This is a genomic window from uncultured Oxalicibacterium sp., assembly GCF_913776015.1.
Lineage (GTDB): Bacteria > Pseudomonadota > Gammaproteobacteria > Burkholderiales > Burkholderiaceae_D > Oxalicibacterium.
The window spans coordinates 25,743-45,801 of record NZ_CAJYMD010000065.1 but is presented as its reverse complement, the minus strand read 5'-3'; the positions used below and the strand labels follow the sequence as shown (position 1 = coordinate 45,801).

The following is a 20,059-nucleotide window of genomic DNA, read 5'->3' as shown; positions in this document are numbered from 1 at the left end:
GGTCGGACTAGGCGATCACGCCGTCACGCGGAAACGCGACACCGAGTTTTTCAGCTCCTCGGCCAGCTTCGACAGTTCACTAATCGAATACGCGGTCTGTTGCGTACCTTCCTGCGTCTGTTCCGTAATGGTCAGAATGCCCTGAATGTTTTGCGCCACGCCGTTCGCCGACGTTGCCTGTTGCTCGGTCGCGGAGGAAATACTTTGAATCAGTTCTGCAAGACGGTTCGACACGCGACGGATATCGGCCAGTGCCGTGCCCGCCGCGTCGGACAGACGTGCACCTTCGACCACACCCTGCGTGGATTTTTCCATTGCGGCGACGGCATCGTGGGTATCGGTCTGAATGGTACGCACCAGTGCGCCGATCTGCTTGGTTGCCTCGCCCGAGCGTTCTGCCAGTCGCTGCACCTCTTCTGCAACCACCGAGAAGCCGCGCCCTGCTTCGCCTGCCGACGCCGCCTGAATTGCGGCATTCAGTGCCAGCACGTTGGTCTGTTCGGTAATGTCGGAAATCAGTTCGGTGATTTCGCCAATCTCTTGCGAAGATTCACCGAGTCGTTTGATCCGCTTGGACGTTTCCTGGATCTGTTCGCGAATCTCGTTCATGCCCTTGATTGCGTTTTCCACCGCGCGCGCACCCTGCTCTGCTGCCGACACCGACTGCCGCGCCACCTCGGCGGATTCGTTTGCCGAACGCGAGACATCGGTAATCTGCACTGCCATCTCAAGCACCGCCTGACCGGTTTCCTGAATGTTGCGTGACTGCGTTTGCGATGCCGCCAGCAGTTCGCCCGAGATCGTCTGTGCCTGATCGGATGCCGACGTCACCTGCTCCGCCGTATGCGTTACACGTCCGACCAGCCCGCGCAACTCTTCTACCGTGTAGTTGACCGAGTCGGCAATCGCACCAGTGATGTCTTCCGACACCGTTGCCTGCACCGTCAAGTCACCATCGGCCACTTCCTGCAATTCGTTCATCAGTCGCAGAATCGCCGCCTGATTCTGGTCGTTCGCCTGTTTGGCTTCGATTTCCTTTTGCAACGCTTCCAGACGCTGGTTTTCCGCTTCGAGTCGGCGTGCTTCCGCTTCCTTGGTACGGTTGCGGCTGTCCTGCAGCAGAACCAGCGCAATCCCGGCAGCCGAGACCAGCGCCGTTATCACGGCCAGCAACATCAGCCAGAACGGCAACGTCAGCGAATCCTGTTCGGCGCGGTAACTTTGCTGGATGTCGGTCAAACGCTGCTTGAGCGCTTCGTTTTCCTTGAAGATCAGTTCTTCAGCCTGTTTGGCGGCAATGAAGTTCTGCAGATTGCCGAGAATCAGTGCAATCGATTTCTGGTATTCGCCGAATGCGGTTTGCAACTCCTGCAGCTTGTCGCGCGTTTCCGGTTCGGTGACGCGACTCAGGCGCAATTGCTCGCTACCATTCAGGAAGCCTTCGATGATGTCGCGGAACGTATTGGTGTCCTTGCCAAGCAGAAAGGCCGTTTCCGGGTTAACACCTTCAGAACTCAAAAATTCGTTCGCGCTACGTGCCAGACGTTGTGTCAGCATCACGAGCTGGCCCGCGGCGGCAATCTCTCGCGGCGATGCGCCACTCTGCGCCTTGAGGTTGGAAATCTGCTCACTCAGTTCAAGCAAGGTCGGCGAAATGCTGTTCATGCTTTGCAGCGTCGTACCGAAACCGGTCAGGACTTTTTCCAGCTTGAGGATATTTTCTGCAGCCTTGTCGGTGCCCGCCCACAAGGCCTGCGTTTCCTTCAGCATGCCTTCCATCTGCGCATCAGGCGCACTGATGCTGCGCCCCTGATAGACACCGCCTTGCGAGAGGATCGTCAGATCGTTGTTGAATTCCTTGCGGCTATCGGCCAGTTGCTTGAAAGCCTCCGGGTTACCCTGAATCGCATTCGGTGTCGCCTTACCGACACGCTGCGAGTGCATCAGGGCATCACCTGCGATTTGCGTCTGCGTCGATGTCAGCGCCGAGGAATCCGCATTGAGCCAGACGAACAAGGCACCCAGCACCAGCGAAGCACCCAGAGAAATCAGCAGGATACGAACCTGTTTCTGTAGCGGCAGCTTGCCGATCACAGGCAGCGTGATATCGCCGCTCTTTTGCAGCACGTCACCGATGTAGGTCGCATTCGGATTGATGTCGCGGCGTGCTTCCTCGATGCGCGCAGAGGTCATTGGTTCACGTTCGGCGGACGTTTCTCTCTCCTCATGCCCAAGCTCGTCAACACCTTCCATCTCTGGCGAAGCGGCTTTCTTTTTTCTGGAAAAGAGCGGTAATGTGAACGCCATCGGTAATTCTCCTGACTCTGTTTTTTGTATGCCGCCTGCTGTTTCGAAAAAAGACTAGCGGCTGATATTCAAGAATTCGGGTTGCTGAACCAGTTTATGCAGATCCAGTTCGTGCCATACATGCGCTTCGTGATCCACATATTGCGTGCTGGCCCAAATCAGGGTTTCATCGGCCTGGTGCACACGCATCTCATCGACGTGACGCAAACCGAGCACACGCGAAACCAGCAAACCGCAATTGAATCCGAGTGCCGGGCTGAGTGCCACGATGCGGCTATCCTTGTCGAGCACGGTGCGCTCTCCTCCCTGAAAACGCGCCAGATCGACGATGCCCAGCAAATTGCCGCGCAGATTGATGAGCCCCAGATACCAAGGCTGCGTCAGCGGCACGGAAGTAATACCTTCGGCCGAGACGATCTCACCCGCCGACTGCAAATCGAGCAGCCAACGCGTGCCGCCGATGATCACCCCGAGGCGATTCGCCTGCATCGCATCGCTATCGCGTGCGGTCTGCATGCGCTCGACTAGCTGCGCCTGAAACTCGCGCAGACGCGTACGACGTCCACCCTGATCGGACGCGTCGACCTGCAGGTCGGAGGAAAAGGAGTTCATCAGAATGGATTAGCCAAGGGCAGCGATCTTGGCCAGCAATTCGGCAGGATCGACCGGCTTGACGATGTAGTCGCGCGCACCTTGGCGCAAACCCCAGATGCGATCGGTTTCTTGGCCCTTGCTGGTGCAGATGATGATCGGCACATGCTGCGTTTCCGGATCGCGTGCAATGGAGCGCGTCACCTGAAAACCGTTTTGTCCCGGCATCACGACATCCATCAAAATGAGTTCAGGCTTGTCCGCCTTGATTTTCTGCAGCGCTTCTTCGCCGCTCTCTGCGGTGGAAACCGAATAGCCTTTCTTGACCAGAATATCAGTCAGGAAATAACGCTCGGTCGGAGAATCATCGACGATAAGAACTTTTTGAATAGCCATCAGCAACCTTTGAATCGAAATTATTTTGCCACCGCGGTGACGTAGTCACGCACAGTCCTGAGCAGACTGTCTTTGGTGAATGGCTTGGTAAGGTAGGCGTCGGAACCGACCATCGCGCCACGCGCACGGTCGAATAATCCGTCCTTGGAAGACAACATGACAACCGGGGTGCCATGGAATCTGGCGCTTTTCTTGATCAGTGCGCAGGTTTGATAACCATCAAGGCGCGGCATGAGGATGTCGCAAAAGATGAGAGACGGCTTGTGGTCATTCATTTTGGCCAGAGCATCGAAGCCATCGCCGGCCAGAACGACCTTGTAGCCAGCCTGCCCCAGAAAAATTTCCGCGGATCGACGAATGGTACTGCTGTCGTCGATCACCATGATTTTCATCTCAGCGTTTTCTGGTGCCGTCGTCATGATTCATCTCATTGAATTGTGACCACAATATACGGCGCAATAATGCCAAATGGCAAGATTGTTGAAACCTTTCACGATGCCGACAGTCGGCAAGCCGTGGTTTTTCGACACAAATTGTTAAACAGGTAAGCTCGCGAACAAAACCGTCGTCCGAAACGATCGCGACTTACCTGCACAATTGCATCTTGTTGCACTGAAAAGAGACAAACCGCTATCAGACCGCGACCATTTCGAAGTCTTCCTTGCGTGCGCCGCACTCCGGGCAGGTCCAGTTGATCGGGACGTCGGCCCAACGCGTGCCTGGCGCAATGCCTTCTTCCGGCAAACCAGCGGCTTCGTCATAGATCCAGCCACAAATCAGGCACATCCAGGTCTTGAATTCTTCATTCGATGTTTCGTTATTGCTCACGGCAGGCAGTCCTTCAAGTTAAAATGCATAGTCAGCTATCTTAATATACCCGCCGTGCAAAACCAAACTTCCCCGCTCATTTTGACCTTCGGTCCCACGGATCCGGTCGGTGCGGTCGGCATTCAGGCTGATCTGGCGTCTTTCGCTGCCATGGGTTGCCACGGCTTGTCCGTCGTGACGAGCCTGCTGATTGGCGACACGGCACGCATCGAAGACATTCAGCCTGTCGATGCCGACTGGGTGGCCGATCAGGCGCGCGTGGTACTCGAAGACATGCCGGTTTCCGCCTTCAAGGTCGGCGTGGTCGGCAGTATCGAAAACGCCTCGGCAATTGCCGAAATCGTCTCCGACTACCCCGAGGCGCCGCTGATCTTCGATCCTTTCCTCTCGTCCCAGCCCGACCAGGGCCCGGATGGTGAAGAACTCATCATGGCCCTGCGTGAATTGCTGATTCCGCAAACCACGCTGCTCGTGGTGTCGGCAGTCGAACTGTCACGTTTGGCCGAAACCTGGCGCGAACCATCGGAAGAAGACATGCTGGCCATCGATGTGATGCGTCTGATCGAAATGGGCTGCGAATATGTCTTCGTAACCGGTACGCCAACCGATCTGACGGACGTCGCCAATACGCTGTTCAATAGCGACGGCGTGGTCCGCCATGACAACTGGCAACGCATTTCCGGCTCTTACAGCGGTGCCGGCGCCACGCTTTCCTCGACTATCGCCGCCTTGCTGGCAAACGGTCTCGATGTCCCCGAAGCCGTACTGGAAGCACAGGAATTCACGATTGCCTCGATCGCCAATGCACAACGATTAGGCATGGGTCGCCTCGTTCCCGACCGCTACTTCTGGGCACGCGAAGCCGAAGGTCCCGGCGAAGTGGAACCACCGATTCAGTAACACCCATTTATTTTCATGACCTCCCATAACGACACCCTGTTTACCCGCGCGCAGCAAAGCACGCCGGGCGGTGTGAACTCGCCAGTTCGCGCCTTCCGTTCGGTTGGCGGCACGCCACGTTTCATCACACGCGCCGAAGGCCCCTACTTCTGGGATGCCGACGATCACCGCTATATCGACTACATCGGCTCGTGGGGACCGGCCATCGTCGGCCATGCGCACCCTGATGTAGTGCGTGCCGTGCAGGAAGCCGCCGCGCGCGGCCTCAGCTTTGGCGCGCCGACCGAAGGCGAAATCGACATGGCCGAACTGATCTGCCAACTCGTTCCTTCCATCGAACAGGTACGCCTCGTTTCCAGCGGCACCGAAGCCGCCATGAGCGCGTTGCGGCTGGCACGCGGCGCGACCGGTCGCGACATGATCGTCAAATTCGAAGGCTGCTACCACGGCCATGCCGACTCCTTGCTGGTCAAGGCTGGCAGTGGCCTCCTGACCTTCGGCAATCCGACCTCGGCGGGTGTGCCCGAAGATTTCGCCAAGCACACACTGGTACTGGACTACAACGATCCGCAACAACTGGAAGACGTGTTCGCTAGGATGGGCGATCGCATTGCCTGTGTGATCGTCGAACCCGTCGCCGGTAATATGAACCTGCTGCGCGCCACGCCGGCATTCCTGCAAGCCATGCGCCGACTCTGCACGCAGCATGGCGCCGTGCTGATTTTCGATGAAGTAATGTCAGGCTTTCGCGTTGCCCGCGGCGGCGCACAATCGTTGTACGACATCAAGCCCGACCTCACCGTGCTCGGCAAGGTGATCGGCGGCGGCTTGCCGGTAGCGGCATTCGGCGGCCGCGCCGATTTGATGAAGCATCTGGCACCACTCGGTGGCGTCTACCAGGCCGGTACGCTGTCTGGCAATCCGGTTACCGTCGCCGCCGGCATGGCCACCCTGAAACTGATTCAGGCTCCCGGCTTCTATGAAAACCTGTCAGCACAAACCGAAAAACTGGTGCAGGGTTTGCAAACTGCGGCGAACGACCAGGGCATCGACTTCTGTGCAGATGCCGTCGGCGGCATGTTCGGTCTTTACTTCCGTAAGGAACAACCGACTTCCTATGCAACCATGATGACGTGCGACAAGGAAGCCTTCAATCGCTTCTTCCATGCGATGCTGGATGCCGGTGTGTATCTGGCCCCTTCCGCATTCGAAGCCGGCTTCGTTTCGGCACAGCACGACGATGCCATTCTGGAAGCAACATTTGCTGCTGCACGCAAGGCATTTTCTGCACTGAAGTAATTGCGCCGACCATCAAGAAAAAAAGCCTGCCGTCTCTTGCAAGAGACGGCAGGCTTTCTTGTTTTAACGAACATGCTTCTAGCCGATAGCACCTCAGCTCGTCGGGACTGACTGCACATTGGGCAAAAATCCGGCGACCAGTACAAGTACCAGATGCGAAAACGTTGACTGGCGCGCTTTACTTGAGCCAGCCACGCCGGCGGAAATACCAAAACGGCGTGACAGCCGAAGCCAGCATCAGCAGGATCGCCATCGGATAACCAAAGCTCCAGTCCAGTTCCGGCAAGACCTTGAAGTTCATGCCGTAGATACTGGCGATCAGCGTCGGTGGCAGGAAAGCGACCGACGCGACCGAGAAGATCTTGATGATCTTGTTCTGGTTGATGTTGATGAAACCGACCGTGGCATCCATCAGGAAGTTGATCTTGTCGAACAGAAAAGCCGTGTGACCATCCAGCGATTCGATGTCACGCATGATCTGACGCGCCTCTTCGAACTGTTCGGAATTGAGCAGACGCCCACGCATCAGAAAGCTGATCGCACGGCGTGTATCCATCATGTTGCGACGGATGCGACCGTTCAAATCCTCCTCGCGTGCAATCGAGTTCAGTACCCCGGCCGCGTCTTCATCGCTGAGTTCTTCCTGCAAGACACTGCGACTGACATCTTCCAGCGTCTGATATACGCCTTCCAGAATGTCGGCTGAATATTCGGCATCGGTAGCGTACAGATCGAGCAGCACATCCTTGTAATCGGTGATGGAGCCGGGCCGCGAGCGCGCACGCATGCGCACCAGACGGAAGATCGGCAAATCTTCCGAGTGCACGGCAAACAGGATGTCCTTGGCGAGAATGAAGGCCACCGTGATGATGCGCGACGGGCCGTCGTCTTCCTCGATCAGGAAGTCGGTGCGCAGGTGCAGGTCCCCGTTGTCTTCTTCGTAGTAACGCGCAGAGGCTTCAATATCCTTGACCTCGTCTTCATCCGGCAAGGTCACACCGTACATGCTCTTGACCCAGCTACGCTCCTCGTCGTTCGGATCGCGCAGATCGACCCAGACCGGCGACACTTTTTCGAGATCGGCACGAGTCTCGATGTTGACCTGGTTCAACCGGCCGTTCTGCAGTACGAATACATTGATCATCATTTCTCCCCACGCCGCGCATCGCAAGGATGAATGCGGCAAGCCCGCAGCGCACCGACGCCTGCAGGCAATAACATTTCACAGGGGACACGACCGGCTGACGCCGGGACGCGACCTCCCACCAGATCCGGCGAGAGGCGCAAGGAAGGCAGGGAAGCCTCCGCTTAGGCAGGGACTTTCATGCAGACTGGCACGGACTCGCCGAATTGACCGTCATGCAACGGTCGGCAACATGGACTGGGACTACCCAAGACGGGTCTCCGATAACAAAAACAGCGCAAGTGTACTGATAAGTGCAAGGGCTAGCAAGCCGGATCGAAACGTAGACCACAACTTTATCGATCCCGTTCATCCAACCCATATTAGGCAGTCAATATGACCGGCAAATGAAGCGAAAAAATGGTGAAATCGACCGTGCGATGAAGGTGCTTCAAGGCAGTGCTGCCGAATTCATGCGCCTCAGGATCAGGTCGGTCCGACGTGCCAGATAGCCGGAACCGCGATTGACATCATAGAAACGCGGATTCGGCAGCATCACTGCCAATCGCGCAGCCTGATAAGGATTGAGGGCGGCGGCCGAGATGCCGTAGTAATGCCGCGCGGCCGCCTCGGCACCGAACACGCCAACGCCCCACTCGACCGAGTTCAAATAGATTTCAAAGATGCGTTCCTTGTCCATCCAGAATTCGAGCATGTAGGTGATGATGACTTCCTGCCCCTTGCGCAGGTAGCTGCGCTCGCCGGACAAGAAGAGATTCTTCGCCAGTTGTTGCGTGATGGTCGAACCGCCGGCCACTACGCGTCCTTTCTTCTGGTTCTTTTCGTAGGCTTTCTGCAGCGCCTCCCAGTCCACGCCTTCATGCCCGGAGAAATTCGCATCTTCGGACGCGATGATGGCGCGTTTCAGATGATTGGAAATGCGGTTGTAGGGGACCCACTGGTGCTTGAGTTCGGCCTTCGGATTTTTCTCCTGAAGAATCGACAGTTGATGCCGCATGAAGCTCGTCGAATTCGGATCGAAACGCGTCCACCAGCCGATCTGCAGGAAGAAATACAGTTGCAGCAGCAACACCAGCAGAATCGGCAAGGCGATCAGCCAGAACAGGAATCGGCGCAAAGGACGTTTTTTCTTCATGACGCAATAAGGATGCAGAACGCTATTGGAGTTGCGCACGCAAGGCTGCGAAGACTTGCGCCGTTTGCGGCCGGACGTTGAGCCACAGATAAAACGATTCGGCCGCCTGCTCCACCAGCATGCCCAGCCCGTCGCGCGTCTGTGCACCGTGGCTGGCGGCAAATTGCAGGAAGCTCGTCGGCTGAGCGCCGTACATCATGTCATATGCCAATGTCTGCGTGGTGAAAACAGCAGGTGAAATCGGCGGCACCTCGGAAGAGAGGCTGGCCGCAGTGGCATTGATGACGATATCGAACGACTCTGCCAGCGCATCGAATGCCATCACCTCGATATGCCCTTGCGCGGCAAACTGCTGGGCAAGTTCGTGCGCCTTCGACAAAGTACGATTGGCCAGCACCAGACGCGCCGGCTTTTGCTCCAGCAACGGCATTATCACGCCGCGGGCTGCGCCGCCCGCGCCCAGCAGCAGAACCGATTTACCGGCAACCGACACGCCGGCGTTATGCACGATGTCATTGACCAGACCGACACCGTCGGTATTGTCGCCAATGATCGTGCCCTGTGCGAACAGTAAGGTATTCACGGCGCCGGCTGCTTGCGCACGCGCAGTCAACTGCTGCGCCAGTGCATGCGCCTCGAGCTTGAAGGGCACCGTCACATTCATGCCCTTGCCACCGGCACGCACGAATTCCGCAACCGTCGCCGCAAAACCATCGAGCGGCGCGAGGAGACGTTCATAAACGAGATGCTGCGCCGTCTGCGCGGCAAAGCGCGCATGAATGTCGGGCGACTTGCTGTGCGCAATCGGATTGCCGATCACGGCATAACGATCAGGCGGGCTTGTATGCGATGAAGTGCTCAATCAGTTTCCTCGAGTTTCGGTTTGCAGGGCATCGTCGCGCGTGAAATTGAAGCGCGTGATGATTTCCCATACATCGTCGTGATTGGTCGAACGCATGTTATCGGGGAAACGGCCAAACGGTGCCGCACGCCGCACGATGGCCAATGCTGCCTCATCCAGCGCACGATTGCCCGACGAGCGCTCGATACGCGGCCCGCCTTCTTTCATGTACAACGTGCCGTCCTGATAGATCGGAATGTAGACCGTCATTTCACCGTACAGCTTTCGTCCATCCTTCTGCGGGAAATTCAGCGTGCCGATACGTTCAATGCGATCCTGCAACGTCTTGTAATACGCGGCATAACCGACTTCGCGCGTGCTTGGCGTGACCTGCGTTTTCTTGGGCCGCTTGTTGTAATCCTCGATGCTGCGGGCAATTTCCGCCTCACGGCGCAACAGCGCGCGTGCATTATCGATCAGCTCGGCGGCGGTCGGTTGCGGTGCGGCCTTGTTGGGTTCGGCATCCGTGGACTTTTGCGTGCGATGCGATTGCTTGCTTTGCATCTGTGCCAACAGTTGCTGCTGCTGACGCTCCAGATCCTCGATCTTGCGACGCGAGGTTTTGGTGCTGTCGCCATCGGCTGTGCGCCGCATGTCGGGCAACGGCGATTTGGCCCGGCCCGCATCGGCATTGCCGCCGCCATCGAGATTGGCTTGCGCCAGTGCATCCGCCTTCAGAGGGGCACGATCATGCTTGGCGTTGACCAGAATGACTTCGAGCCCCGGATCGGTCGGCTGAAACTTGAATGCCTCGGGCGCAACGAACCGTACGGTCAGCAGCACCGCATGCACCACCACGGAAATCGCGATGGCGATCGACAGCGTGCGATTTTTGGCAAACAGTTTCACGCGTCTGGCTACGAAAAAGATGGATAAAAAGGATGGATGAGAAGAGTCGGGAGATTGTAAGTCAAACCCGGGACGACCTGTCACGATCTTCCCGGCTTTCCTGCTACCTGCTTGCGGTCTGCACCTGATTGCGGCAGCGCATTGCACGCATGGTCATTTATCGGCAGACGCATCGACTGGTGTTTCTGCCACATCGCCCTGCACATCCGTCGCTGCGGCAATTTCCGCTGCCTCGTCAGGTACAGGCTCGGCATCGCCTTCCTGCAACTCCTCCGACATGTCTTCGTCGAGTTCTTCGGCCATGCCGTTACTCGCTGCCTGCTGGATTTCCAGCACACGTGCCTCGACTGACAGATCGACCTCATCCCAGCGCAACAGATCGAGCCGCACCTGCGCACCGCGCGCAGCCTGCGGCATGCCGGGCAGACGAATCACGAGTGGAATATCCGTCAGGCGCACGATCTCATCCTTGAGCACGACGGCATCCACCTGCATCGATACAGCATCGCCTTTTTCCTGCGCCAGCCAGCGCAGACACCAGTAACGCTCCATATCGCTCTGGAACGCGGCGTAGGCGCTATAGGCAGCATCGAACGCCGAAACAATGGCAAACAGATCGGCATCTTTGGGTTTGAAGGTCGCTACCAGCGGTGCTGTCACGCCATGCTCGGCGCAGGCGAGGATTTGCCATTGATTGACCAGATCGGTGTAGCGGCGCAGTGGCGATGTGCTCCAGACATACTGGTCCACACCCAAGCCCTGATGCGGCGCCGCGTGCGTGACCATGCGCACCTGCATACGCGCCGCCCAGCCCTGCCCCATGCCCTGGCTGCGATAGATGCCCGGCACACCATGATCGTGCAGGAACCTGCCCCAGGTACTGTTGGCGAAGATCATCAGTTCGGCGACGATCTTGTCGAGCGGGGCACCGCGTTTGCGACGCAGGATGGACACCACATCGTCTTCGACGTAGAAGTTGTAATCGACGCGGTTGTTCTGCTCCGGCTTCAAGCCGAACGCTTCGCGCTTGGCCATGCGGCCTTTTTCCAGCACCTGCACCCACTGCCACAGAATCGCGAAATCGTCCTTGTATGGATAATCGCCCGCATTGTTGGCCAGGTTTTCTTCCGTCACCAGATCGTCGAGATGGTTATGCCGCAGATTAGCCGCAATCGGAACGGCTTCGGCACGCGTTTCTGTAGCAATGACTGTCCAGTCGCTGGTATCAACCGTCGCATACAGGGAGAGCGCCGGACAGACCTTGCCTTCAGCCAGCGTGAACGCCTCAACCAACTCATCCGGCAACATGGTGATCTTGTCGCCCGGCATGTAGACAGTGGACAAACGCTGACGCGCAATCGCGTCGAGCGCATCGCCACGCTTGATGCCCAGCGCCGGTGCCGCGATATGAATACCGATCTTGACCTTGCCATCGGGCAGGCGCGTGACCGACATCGCATCGTCGATCTCGGTGGTCGTCACATCATCAATCGAAAAGGCTTGTACGTCGGCGACCGGCAATTCAGGCAACGCGGGAATCTCGACGGGCGGGAAGCCGATCCCTTTTGGGAAGGATTCGAACAGGAACTTGGCAAAGTGCAATTCCTTGGCAGATGCGATGCCGCCATTGGCCAGCATCAGGCGCGAAGGTGCCATCTGCAGTTCGTTGCAGGCAGTATCCAGCGCCTTGTATTCGATCGTGTTCTTGTCTGGCTTGAACAGCAGTTGATGCACGATGTTACGCATGGCATCGGGCAGGCGATTGGCTTTCAGCTCTTCCACATACTGCGCCTGGATCAAGCCCTGCTGGCGTTTCTTTTCGATACCGGCCAGAGCGGCCTTGAGTGCCGTTTCGGCCGCCGCCTTGTAGCGTCCCTTGCCTTTTTTCTGAAAGTAGATCGGCGAGGAATGCATGCGCATGATCAAGCCGGCGGCTTCGTGCGGCTTGGGATCGTGGCCGAAGTATTCTGTACCGAGTTCAACGAAACCGAATTCATCCTGCCCCGCGACTTCCCACAAAAAATCCAGATCGATTTCTTCGGCAATCGCCTTGGCCTGTTCGAGAAAGGTCGCCGGTTCCGGCGCTGTGAACTGCAAGACCACATCCTTGGCGCGCACCTTGGTACGCTTGCCGGTTGGCAGCTCGACCTGATAGGCCTCGCCCTGTTGCGACATCACCGCGCCCGCCTTGAAATCGCCGGACTCGTCAAAAAAGAGATTCATCAATTACTTTCTGTTGCGTCGGCGCGTACCACACGCCCGACTTGTTGCCGCGTCAATCGACACGGCAGATTGTTCATTTCCTGTTTCCGCTCAGTTCAGCGCAGATCAACTCAGCGCCAGTACAGACTGTGCGATCCCGGCAATCTGCGGCAGGAATACTTCCGTCACCAACAACCAACCCCGATGACGACGATAAAGACAGCGACGCGCGTATAACGGCGTCGTCAACGTCATGCCGATCGCAGCAGCAGCCCGCAGCATCAGCGGATGTCCAACCGGCAGCCGTGCATACTCGAGTTGCCCGCGCTGTACACGTGGATCACCGAACAATGTCGTCCCCAACGAACGATCACCCAAGCGACCGAAAAAAGGCCAATCGGCTGCCGTCGCACTCAAGGGCACCACGGTATGCGCATACACCACAGGCTGTTCATCGCAACGCAGCAGTACTTCGCGCTGCTGCACGGCGACGCGTCGCGGCAATTGCAATATGGCGCGTTCATCGGCCAGCACGCGTGCGTGGCCCTGCATCAGACGCTGCACGCGAAAATGGCCGCAGCGCTGTATCAGCTTGCGCGTCAGCGACATCTGGTCAGTCAACCAGAACGCCATCGCCTTCGGTGCCTGCACATGATTGACGTGGGCTTTCCAGCCAGCCAGCCTTGCCGCTTTTCGCGTCACGCACGTGCTCCGATACCGCAGAAGGCCAATACCTCATCGGCATACTCGGCAAAATCCGAGATGCCGTGATCGCTGCCCTGAATGATGTGCTGCTTCGCTCCGGCGAACAGCGCCACCATTTCGTGCCAGTCAAGCAATTCGTCGCCAGTGGCCGCGATCAGGAAATAGCGTTCGGGACGCGTGATCTGCGCCACTGCAAGCTTCTGCAACTCATCTATATAAGACGCCTTGAATTCGAAAGGCTCATTCGAGTGATATTGCGTCTTGACGCCCACCTGCGATGCCAGATCGCGCGCGGCATGCACAGCGGGATTAAGCATCACGGCACGACAGCCAAGCCGTTCGGCCAGCCACGTCGCATAGTAGCCGCCGAGCGAAGAACCGATCAGCGTCAGCGTGGCGGGATCGCACTTCTGGGCAATCTCTTGCGCCAGCAAGATCGCCTCGCGTGGCGAGGGCGGCAGCTGCGGACAAACATATTCGTCGGCGCGCCCTAACGCGGCCATGCGTTGCGCTAGCAAACTGGTCTTGAAGGATTGCGGCGAGGAGCGAAAGCCATGCAGATACAGAATCATGATGCGAGTGCGTCCAGAATCTTTTGATGCACGCCGCCAAAACCGCCATTGCTCATGACAAGGATGTGATCGCCCGGACGTGCCTGTGTTGTCAGCGCCTTCACGAGTGTCGGCAAATCGTTGAAGGCCTGCGCCTTGGCACCAAGCGGTGACAACGCGGCCGCCAGATCCCAGCCCAGCGCATCCTTGCCGCTGCCAGTCGCACCGTAGCCGAATACCAGATCGGCATCGGCAAGGCTGGGCGGCAAGGCTTCTTTCATGGTGCCCAGCTTCATCGTGTTGGAGCGCGGTTCGAGCACGGCCAGAATGCGTGCCGCGCCGACTTTCTTGCGCAGACCGGCAACCGTGGTGGCAATCGCGGTCGGGTGATGTGCGAAATCATCGTACACCGCAATGTCATTGACCGTACCGCGTAACTCCATGCGGCGCTTGACGTTTTCGAAGCGGCCCAGCGCAGCAATCGCCTGCGCCGGTGGCACGCCAACATGGCGCGCTGCGGCGATGGCAGCCAGCGCATTCATGCGGTTGTGCTCGCCAGTCAATTGCCAATCGCCAGTGCCTTGCTTTTCGCCCTGGAACAGCACATCGAAACGGCCATCCTCAAAGGTCGTCAGCGTCCAGTCGCGCGGTTCGGCGCTGCCGAACCATTCGGTTTCGCTCCAGCAGCCGCGCTGCATGACGCGTTGCAAGGCCTCTTCACGCGCATTGACCACCACGCGTCCCACACCCGGCACCGTGCGCACCAGATGATGGAACTGCGTTTCGATCGCCTGCAGATCTGGGAAGATATCAGCGTGGTCGTATTCGAGATTGTTGAGGATTGCGGTCTTGGCGCGGTAGTGCACGAACTTGCTGCGCTTGTCGAAGAAGGCCGTGTCATATTCATCGGCTTCGATAACGAAGAAAGACGATTGCGCACCACTACCCGACAAGCGTGCCGAGATACCGAAATTCATCGGCACACCACCGATCAGGAAACCCGGATCGTAGCCGGCGTCTTCGAGTATCCACGCCAGCATCGACGACGTGGTGGTCTTGCCGTGCGTACCAGCCACCGCCAGCACCCATTTGCCCTGCAGGATGTGTTCGCCTATCCATTGCGGCCCCGATACGTAGGGCAAGCCGCGATTGAGGATTTCCTCCATCAGCGGATTGCCGCGCGAGACGACATTGCCGATCACGAACAGATCAGGCTGCAAAGCGATCTGTTCGGGGCCGAAACCTTCGATCAGTTCGATGCCCTGCGCTTCAAGCTGCGTGCTCATCGGCGGATAGACGTTGGCATCGCAACCGGTCACTTTGTGGCCGGCAGCCTTTGCCAGAACGGCAAGACCGCCCATGAAAGTACCGCAGACGCCAAGGATGTGGATATGCATTGTAGAATTTCGGATTAAGCCAACCCCGGATTTTACCTGACGCCACTGATGCCCCGCATACGCAGTGCAATCATCGTGTCAGTCATTCCGCATTTATTTTCATGCCATCCAGCTTCCCCACCGATTCCGACCTGTTGCGCGCCGAAATCGCTGCCGCGGCGGCACGCCTGATCGCCGAAGAAGGTGCCGATTACGCCACCGCCAAACGCAAGGCAGCCCGCCAGATTCTCGGCAATAACAAGGTACGTGGCGATGTCCTGCCAGACAATGCAATGGTGGAAGACGAAGTACGCGCTTACAACGCCCTCTTCTTTGCCGACACCCAGCCGGCCCGCCTGCGCCATTTGCGCGAGTTGGCCGTGCGACTGATGCGCGAATTGCAGCAATTCCAGCCTTACCTCACAGGCGCCGTGCTCAATGGTACGGCGGGCGAGCATTCGGACATCCACATGCAATTGTTTGCCGACAGCCCCAAGGATGTCGAAATCTTCCTGCTCAACAAGGGCATCGATTTCGAAGTATCCGAAAGCCCGCATATCAATCGCCAGGAAGAAGTCGAGGTACTCAGCTTCCTCTGGCAAAATGAAGGCGTGCATCTTGCCCTATATGAAACAGATGCCTTGCGCGCATTCGGTACCAGCCGCAAGAACACCCGCATTGAGCGGGCAGCACTGCACGCCGTCGAAGTCCTGCTGGCTGCACCAGAATCAACCTCACCGGAAAGTACATCCTCATAATGAGCAAGAAAATCCTGCTGTTCGCCATCGTAGCCCTAGTATTCGGTCTAATCGGCAGCATGATCAGCGCCTGGCGCTACATGCCTACGCCACCCGAATCGCCGGCCGTCGCCACCCTGTTTCAGTTCAAGATGGAAGACACCAATGGACACAAACAGAAGTTGGCCTCGTTTCAAGGCAAAACGCTGGTATTGAATTTCTGGGCGACCTGGTGTGCGCCTTGCGTAGATGAAATGCCGGAACTGGTGGAGTTGCAAAACGAGCATGATCCGGAAAAACTGCAGGTACTCGGCATTAGCATCGATTCGCCCAGCAATGTGCGCGCATTTGCCGAAAAATACAAAATCACTTATCCGCTGCTGCTGGCCGGCATCGATGGCACCGAACTGGCACGACTGTTCGGAAATCAGGCCGGCGGACTGCCTTTTACCGTCATTATTACCCCTTCGGGCGCAGTGAAGAAGACTTATCTGGGGAGACTGAAAATGGAAGAGCTTCGCGCCGATCTGCGTGCAATTTGATGCCAAAAGACGCGATTTTTCCTTGCCAACCTTCGCCCCTTGGCGGCAAAATGCGCCATTCCTCATCAAAGGAGTTGTCCTTTCATGGCAAAAAGCCTGCTTCTCTTGAATGGCCCGAATCTCAATCTGCTCGGTACGCGCGAGCCGGAAGTCTACGGCCATACTACCTTGGCAGATGTTGAACTGGCTGCCAGAGAACAGGCCTCGGCTGCGGGTGCCACGTTACAGGTATTCCAAAGCAACCATGAAGGCGCGCTGATCGACCGCATCCACGCAGCAAAAAAGGAGGGCGTGGAAGCGATCATCATCAATCCTGGAGGACTCACGCATACCAGCGTGGCGTTGCGCGATGCATTGGCGGGCGTGGCCATTCCTTTTCTGGAAGTCCACATCTCCAACGTGCATCAGCGCGAAGCCTTCCGTCACCACTCGTACCTGTCCGCGATTGCGGTCGGCGTGATCTGCGGACTGGGCGTGCAAGGCTACCCGACCGCAATTGGATTTGCACTTAAAAATCTTTAAACTAACACTAAAATTCGACAATTATCATATAATTGCCGCCAATTTTATCTACAACAAAATTCCCGAGGGACTTATTCATGGATTTACGTAAGCTGAAAACGCTGATTGATCTCGTTGCCGAATCCGATATCGCCGAGCTCGAAGTGACCGAAGGTGAAAGCAAGGTTCGCATTGTCAAATCCGGCGGCCCACAAGGCCAGGTCGTCATGATGCAACCGCAAAGCGCACCGCAGCAGTTTGCACCGGCACCGGCTGCCGCCGCTCCAGCCGCTGCCCCGGCCGCACCTGCCGCCCCCGAAACCAAGGGCCATGTCGTCAAATCGCCTATGGTTGGCAGCTTCTACCGCGCTTCGGCACCGGGCGCTCCTTCGTTCGTCGAAGTCGGCAGCACGGTCAAGGAAGGCGATACGCTCTGCATTATCGAAGCAATGAAGCTGCTCAACGAGATCGATGCCGAAGTCTCCGGCGTGGTCAAGGAAATCCTGGTCGAGAATGGTCAGCCGGTCGAGTTCGGCCAGCCGCTGTTCATCATCGGCTGATTGCGGTGATGCGCGGCCCAGCGCTGCGCTACCTGCCATCGCTTCAACTCTTCAAGACGAGTTCCCATGTTTGAAAAAATTCTCATTGCCAATCGCGGCGAGATTGCTCTGCGCATTCAACGCGCCTGCCGCGAGATGGGCATCAAGACGGTTGTTGTCCACTCCGAGGCAGACCGCGACGCCAAGTACGTGAAGCTGGCCGACGAATCCGTTTGTATCGGCCCTGCGCCTTCGGCACAAAGCTATCTGAACATGCCAGCCATCATCAGCGCGGCCGAAGTGACGGATGCCGAAGCGATTCATCCGGGCTACGGCTTCCTGTCGGAAAACGCCGATTTTGCCGAGCGCGTCGAACAATCGGGCTTCGTCTTCATTGGCCCACGTTCCGATTCGATTCGCATGATGGGTGACAAGGTCTCGGCCAAGCAGGCGATGATCGCTGCCGGCGTACCGTGCGTTCCTGGTTCGGATGGCGCACTGCCTGACGATCCGAAGGAAATCGTGCAGATCGCGCGCCGTGTCGGCTATCCGATCATCATCAAGGCAGCCGGTGGTGGTGGCGGTCGCGGTATGCGTGTCGTGCATACTGAAGCAGCCCTGCTGAATGCCGTGACCATGACCAAAACGGAAGCCGGTGCAGCCTTCGGCAATCCCGAGGTCTACATGGAGAAATATCTGGAAAATCCTCGTCACGTGGAAATCCAGATTCTGGCAGACGAACACAAGAATGCGATCTGGCTTGGCGAACGCGATTGCTCGATGCAGCGCCGCCACCAGAAAGTACTGGAAGAAGCGCCAGCACCCGGCATTCCACGCAAGACCATCGAACGCATCGGCGACCGTTGCGCCGAAGCCTGCCGCAAGATGGGCTATCGCGGTGCCGGCACTTTCGAATTCCTCTACGAAAACGGCGAGTTCTACTTCATCGAAATGAACACGCGTGTGCAGGTCGAACATCCGGTGACGGAAATGATCACGGGCATCGATATCGTGCAGGAACAGATTCGCATCGCCGCCGGTGAAAAGCTGCGCTATCGCCAACGCGATGTGGTTCTCAGCGGCCATGCCATTGAGTGCCGCATCAATGCCGAAGATCCGTTCAAGTTCACTCCATCGCCGGGCCGCATCGTTTCGTGGCACGCTCCCGGCGGCCCGGGCATCCGTGTCGATTCGCATGCCTATGCCGGCTACTTTGTCCCGCCGAATTACGATTCGATGGTCGGCAAGGTGATCGCCTATGGCGCCACGCGTGAACAGGCGATCCGCCGCATGCAGATCGCGCTGTCGGAAATGGTGGTCGAAGGCATTCTGACCAACATCCCGCTGCACCGCGAACTGATGGTCGATGCCCGCTTCATCGAAGGCGGCACCAACATCCATTATCTCGAGCAACGACTGGCCGAACGACCAGATCTGCGCAAGGGTTAAGTACGAAAAATCTGTGTGCCTCGGCGAAAGCCAGATTGCACACATCACAAAACGCCCGGCGGTGCCGGGCGTTTTTCCATTCATCTCCGATACAGCGCATAGGGTGCTCCGCCCTTCCCTGCATCGCACAAATCAGCCATACTCTGGCTGCACTGCACCCATCGTCACCGAGGAATCATGAGCTGGACCGAAATCGTCATCGAAGTTGCCCGTAGCCACGCAGAACCGCTGTCAGATGTACTGATGGAAAATGGCGCACTTTCGGTATCGGTCGAAGATGCCGACCTTGGTACTGATGCCGAACAACCACTGTTCGGCGAACCCGGCATGGAGCCGACCGAAACCGCATGGGAACGCAGCCGCGTCGTCGCACTGACACCCAAGGACCTCGATCACGCCACGCTGATCGCCGACGCTGCGCAAGCGGTCGGATTGCCAACCGACGATCTGCAATACACGCTGCGCGATGTGGCCGAACAGGATTGGGTACGCCTGACGCAATCGCAATTCGATCCCATCCATATCGGCAAGAACATCTGGGTTGTGCCGAGCTGGCATGAAGCGCCTGATCCGTTCGCGCTGATTCTCGAACTTGATCCGGGCCTGGCATTCGGCACCGGCAGCCATCCAACCACGCGACTGTGCATGGAATGGCTGGAGGCGCATCCTCCAGTGGGCTTGAGCGTGCTCGATTACGGTTGCGGCTCGGGCATTCTGGCAATGGTTGCCAAGAAGCTTGGCGCACACGATGTCATCGGCATCGATATCGATCCGCAAGCCATCGAAGCCGCACGCGACAATACCCTGCGCAACCAGTGTGAAGTCAGTTATTACGTGCCTGACGACTTTGCCGAATCGGGCCATGAACATGCATTCGATGTGGTCGTTGCCAATATCCTGGCCAATCCGCTCAAGGTGATGGCACCGATGCTGTCGGCTCGCGTGAAGCCGGGTGGACGACTGGTGCTGTCGGGCATTCTGGCAACACAAGTGGAGGAATTGACCGCCATCTATCGCCCCTTCATCGAACTGTCGGTCTGGCAGGAGCTCGATGGCTGGGTCGCACTCGCCGGTAGCCTGCCGGCATCGCATACCTGACGGAATCGC

At 57.6% G+C, this 20,059-nt stretch carries 21 protein-coding genes; 8 read left to right on the top strand and 13 right to left on the bottom strand.

Translation table 11 applies throughout. From position 1 onward, the window contains the following. Positions 1–15: 15 nt before the first annotated feature. The 5 genes from QZ725_RS11105 to QZ725_RS11085 all read right to left on the bottom strand — a co-directional run bounded on the left by QZ725_RS11105 (position 16) and on the right by QZ725_RS11085 (position 4,122). On the bottom strand, positions 16–2,307 hold the full coding sequence (locus QZ725_RS11105; RefSeq protein ID WP_293779481.1) for a methyl-accepting chemotaxis protein: 2,292 nt from the start codon (positions 2,305–2,307) through the stop codon (positions 16–18). Positions 2,308–2,361: 54 nt separating this feature from the next. Then, positions 2,362–2,919, bottom strand: a complete 558-nt coding sequence (locus tag QZ725_RS11100) for a chemotaxis protein CheW (protein WP_293779479.1) — start codon at positions 2,917–2,919, stop codon at positions 2,362–2,364. 9 nt (positions 2,920–2,928) lie between these two features. Next, positions 2,929–3,294, bottom strand: coding sequence for a response regulator (locus QZ725_RS11095; RefSeq protein ID WP_293779477.1), 366 nt, complete (start codon positions 3,292–3,294; stop codon positions 2,929–2,931). 20 nt (positions 3,295–3,314) lie between these two features. Continuing rightward, on the bottom strand, positions 3,315–3,713 hold the full coding sequence (locus QZ725_RS11090; RefSeq protein WP_293779475.1) for a response regulator: 399 nt from the start codon (positions 3,711–3,713) through the stop codon (positions 3,315–3,317). Positions 3,714–3,927: 214 nt separating this feature from the next. Beyond that, entirely contained in the window at positions 3,928–4,122 is a 195-nt protein-coding gene (locus tag QZ725_RS11085) for a rubredoxin (RefSeq protein WP_293779473.1), read from the bottom strand. 54 nt (positions 4,123–4,176) lie between these two features. On the opposite strand from QZ725_RS11085, the gene QZ725_RS11080 reads away from it, so the two are divergent. Both QZ725_RS11080 and hemL read left to right on the top strand, forming a co-directional pair. Continuing rightward, positions 4,177–5,022: a hydroxymethylpyrimidine/phosphomethylpyrimidine kinase gene (locus tag QZ725_RS11080; protein ID WP_293779471.1), complete on the top strand. Its 846-nt coding sequence runs from the start codon at positions 4,177–4,179 to the stop codon at positions 5,020–5,022. Positions 5,023–5,037: 15 nt separating this feature from the next. Then, positions 5,038–6,321 carry a glutamate-1-semialdehyde 2,1-aminomutase gene (gene hemL, locus QZ725_RS11075; RefSeq protein ID WP_293779469.1) on the top strand — a complete coding sequence of 428 codons (1,284 nt, stop codon included), beginning with the start codon at positions 5,038–5,040 and terminating at the stop codon, positions 6,319–6,321. 178 nt (positions 6,322–6,499) lie between these two features. On the opposite strand, the gene corA is transcribed toward hemL, so the two are convergent. From corA to mpl, 8 genes are all read right to left on the bottom strand, one after another. Next, positions 6,500–7,465: a magnesium/cobalt transporter CorA gene (corA, locus tag QZ725_RS11070; RefSeq protein ID WP_293779467.1), complete on the bottom strand. Its 966-nt coding sequence runs from the start codon at positions 7,463–7,465 to the stop codon at positions 6,500–6,502. Between the two features lie 430 nt (positions 7,466–7,895). Beyond that, the gene (gene mtgA / locus QZ725_RS11065) at positions 7,896–8,600 is read right to left on the bottom strand and encodes a monofunctional biosynthetic peptidoglycan transglycosylase (protein WP_293779495.1); all 705 of its coding nucleotides are present in this window, start codon (positions 8,598–8,600) and stop codon (positions 7,896–7,898) included. A 22-nt stretch (positions 8,601–8,622) separates the two neighbouring features. After that, positions 8,623–9,462 carry a shikimate dehydrogenase gene (gene aroE, locus QZ725_RS11060; protein WP_293779465.1) on the bottom strand — a complete coding sequence of 280 codons (840 nt, stop codon included), beginning with the start codon at positions 9,460–9,462 and terminating at the stop codon, positions 8,623–8,625. After that, the gene (locus QZ725_RS11055) at positions 9,463–10,350 is read right to left on the bottom strand and encodes a TonB family protein (RefSeq protein ID WP_293779463.1); all 888 of its coding nucleotides are present in this window, start codon (positions 10,348–10,350) and stop codon (positions 9,463–9,465) included. It abuts the gene before it with no gap. Between the two features lie 153 nt (positions 10,351–10,503). Continuing rightward, a complete protein-coding gene (locus QZ725_RS11050) occupies positions 10,504–12,573 on the bottom strand; it encodes a ribonuclease catalytic domain-containing protein (RefSeq protein WP_293779461.1) in 2,070 nt (689 codons plus the stop codon). 105 nt (positions 12,574–12,678) lie between these two features. Beyond that, positions 12,679–13,254: a chorismate lyase gene (locus QZ725_RS11045; RefSeq protein ID WP_293779459.1), complete on the bottom strand. Its 576-nt coding sequence runs from the start codon at positions 13,252–13,254 to the stop codon at positions 12,679–12,681. Continuing rightward, on the bottom strand, positions 13,251–13,829 hold the full coding sequence (locus QZ725_RS11040; protein ID WP_293779457.1) for a YqiA/YcfP family alpha/beta fold hydrolase: 579 nt from the start codon (positions 13,827–13,829) through the stop codon (positions 13,251–13,253). The genes QZ725_RS11045 and QZ725_RS11040 overlap by 4 nt, the downstream gene beginning before the upstream one ends. After that, positions 13,826–15,205, bottom strand: a complete 1,380-nt coding sequence (mpl, locus tag QZ725_RS11035; protein ID WP_293779455.1) for a UDP-N-acetylmuramate:L-alanyl-gamma-D-glutamyl-meso-diaminopimelate ligase — start codon at positions 15,203–15,205, stop codon at positions 13,826–13,828. The genes QZ725_RS11040 and mpl overlap by 4 nt, the downstream gene beginning before the upstream one ends. 101 nt (positions 15,206–15,306) lie before the next feature. Here mpl and QZ725_RS11030 point away from each other — a divergent pair, with 101 nt between their 5' ends. The 6 genes from QZ725_RS11030 to prmA all read left to right on the top strand — a co-directional run bounded on the left by QZ725_RS11030 (position 15,307) and on the right by prmA (position 20,050). After that, on the top strand, positions 15,307–15,942 hold the full coding sequence (locus tag QZ725_RS11030) for a hypothetical protein (RefSeq protein WP_293779453.1): 636 nt from the start codon (positions 15,307–15,309) through the stop codon (positions 15,940–15,942). Continuing rightward, complete coding sequence (locus QZ725_RS11025; RefSeq protein ID WP_293779451.1) at positions 15,942–16,463, top strand: TlpA disulfide reductase family protein; 522 nt, start codon at positions 15,942–15,944, stop codon at positions 16,461–16,463. The genes QZ725_RS11030 and QZ725_RS11025 overlap by 1 nt, the downstream gene beginning before the upstream one ends. Positions 16,464–16,547: 84 nt before the next feature. Beyond that, a complete protein-coding gene (gene aroQ, locus QZ725_RS11020; RefSeq protein ID WP_293779449.1) occupies positions 16,548–16,985 on the top strand; it encodes a type II 3-dehydroquinate dehydratase in 438 nt (145 codons plus the stop codon). Between the two features lie 77 nt (positions 16,986–17,062). Next, positions 17,063–17,524 (top strand): acetyl-CoA carboxylase biotin carboxyl carrier protein, encoded by a 462-nt coding sequence (gene accB / locus QZ725_RS11015; protein WP_293779447.1) that lies wholly within the window; start codon positions 17,063–17,065, stop codon positions 17,522–17,524. Positions 17,525–17,590: 66 nt separating this feature from the next. Next, a complete protein-coding gene (gene accC, locus QZ725_RS11010) occupies positions 17,591–18,952 on the top strand; it encodes an acetyl-CoA carboxylase biotin carboxylase subunit (RefSeq protein ID WP_293779445.1) in 1,362 nt (453 codons plus the stop codon). Between the two features lie 177 nt (positions 18,953–19,129). Then, positions 19,130–20,050, top strand: a complete 921-nt coding sequence (gene prmA / locus QZ725_RS11005; RefSeq protein WP_293779443.1) for a 50S ribosomal protein L11 methyltransferase — start codon at positions 19,130–19,132, stop codon at positions 20,048–20,050. The last annotated feature ends 9 nt before the right edge of the window (positions 20,051–20,059 follow it).

What these genes read in the sequence shown, in the direction of transcription:
- QZ725_RS11100 (WP_293779479.1), bottom strand. Translation starts at nt 2,919, where the DNA reads ATGAACTCCTTTTCCTCCGACCTGCAGGTCGACGCGTCCGATCAGGGT.
- QZ725_RS11105 (WP_293779481.1), bottom strand. Translation starts at nt 2,307, where the DNA reads ATGGCGTTCACATTACCGCTCTTTTCCAGAAAAAAGAAAGCCGCTTCG.
- QZ725_RS11095 (WP_293779477.1), bottom strand. Translation starts at nt 3,294, where the DNA reads ATGGCTATTCAAAAAGTTCTTATCGTCGATGATTCTCCGACCGAGCGT.
- corA (WP_293779467.1), bottom strand. Translation starts at nt 7,465, where the DNA reads ATGATCAATGTATTCGTACTGCAGAACGGCCGGTTGAACCAGGTCAAC.
- QZ725_RS11025 (WP_293779451.1), top strand. Translation starts at nt 15,942, where the DNA reads ATGAGCAAGAAAATCCTGCTGTTCGCCATCGTAGCCCTAGTATTCGGT.
- prmA (WP_293779443.1), top strand. Translation starts at nt 19,130, where the DNA reads ATGAGCTGGACCGAAATCGTCATCGAAGTTGCCCGTAGCCACGCAGAA.
- mtgA (WP_293779495.1), bottom strand. Translation starts at nt 8,600, where the DNA reads ATGAAGAAAAAACGTCCTTTGCGCCGATTCCTGTTCTGGCTGATCGCC.
- aroQ (WP_293779449.1), top strand. Translation starts at nt 16,548, where the DNA reads ATGGCAAAAAGCCTGCTTCTCTTGAATGGCCCGAATCTCAATCTGCTC.
- accC (WP_293779445.1), top strand. Translation starts at nt 17,591, where the DNA reads ATGTTTGAAAAAATTCTCATTGCCAATCGCGGCGAGATTGCTCTGCGC.
- hemL (WP_293779469.1), top strand. Translation starts at nt 5,038, where the DNA reads ATGACCTCCCATAACGACACCCTGTTTACCCGCGCGCAGCAAAGCACG.
- QZ725_RS11050 (WP_293779461.1), bottom strand. Translation starts at nt 12,573, where the DNA reads ATGAATCTCTTTTTTGACGAGTCCGGCGATTTCAAGGCGGGCGCGGTG.
- QZ725_RS11040 (WP_293779457.1), bottom strand. Translation starts at nt 13,829, where the DNA reads ATGATTCTGTATCTGCATGGCTTTCGCTCCTCGCCGCAATCCTTCAAG.
- accB (WP_293779447.1), top strand. Translation starts at nt 17,063, where the DNA reads ATGGATTTACGTAAGCTGAAAACGCTGATTGATCTCGTTGCCGAATCC.
- QZ725_RS11090 (WP_293779475.1), bottom strand. Translation starts at nt 3,713, where the DNA reads ATGACGACGGCACCAGAAAACGCTGAGATGAAAATCATGGTGATCGAC.
- mpl (WP_293779455.1), bottom strand. Translation starts at nt 15,205, where the DNA reads ATGCATATCCACATCCTTGGCGTCTGCGGTACTTTCATGGGCGGTCTT.
- QZ725_RS11030 (WP_293779453.1), top strand. Translation starts at nt 15,307, where the DNA reads ATGCCATCCAGCTTCCCCACCGATTCCGACCTGTTGCGCGCCGAAATC.